Raw genomic sequence first — 508 nt, forward strand, 5'->3', positions numbered from 1 at the left:
CCACCGCGGTGGATTTGATGGCATTGACGAAGGACTCCTCGTTGCTCACGTCGGCCACCCGGTAATCGGCCTTGCCGCCGGCGACGCGAATCTGCTCAACGACTTCCTGCAGTGGCTCCGCACGGCGCCCGCAGATGACCACGGTGGCGCCTTCGGCGGCCATCTTGAGCGCGGTGGCCGCGCCGATTCCCGAACCGCCGCCGGTAACGAAGGCGACCTTGTTATGCATACGTGCTGTCATGTGATCTGCTCCTCAGATGAATGCCGAACCGCCGTTGACGGTGATGTTCTGGCCGGTGATGAAGCTGGCGTCGTCGCTGGCGAGGAACACCACCGCCCGCGCCACTTCGTCAGGCTGGCCGAGGCGGCCAAGCGGGATCGCAGCGACCATCGCCTGCATCCATTCATCGGGAATGCCGGCCATCATCGGCGTGTCGGTGGGGCCGGGAACGATGGTGTTGACGGCGGATGCGGCTGGGTGCCAGTTCGCGGGCAAGGGCACGGGTCA

At 65.7% G+C, this 508-nt stretch carries 2 protein-coding genes; both read right to left on the bottom strand.

What is annotated here, in order from left to right:
- Positions 1-241: SDR family NAD(P)-dependent oxidoreductase (locus AC2W7E_RS16245; RefSeq protein WP_485989530.1), on the bottom strand; the 241-nt coding region annotated here is incomplete at its 3' end.
- Positions 242-253: 12 nt separating this feature from the next.
- On the bottom strand, positions 254-496 hold the full coding sequence (locus tag AC2W7E_RS16250; RefSeq protein ID WP_485989531.1) for an SDR family NAD(P)-dependent oxidoreductase: 243 nt from the start codon (positions 494-496) through the stop codon (positions 254-256).
- Between the last annotated feature and the right edge of the window lie 12 nt (positions 497-508).

It is taken from the genome of Microbacterium sp. CFSPD4_SD4 (genome assembly GCF_057364585.1).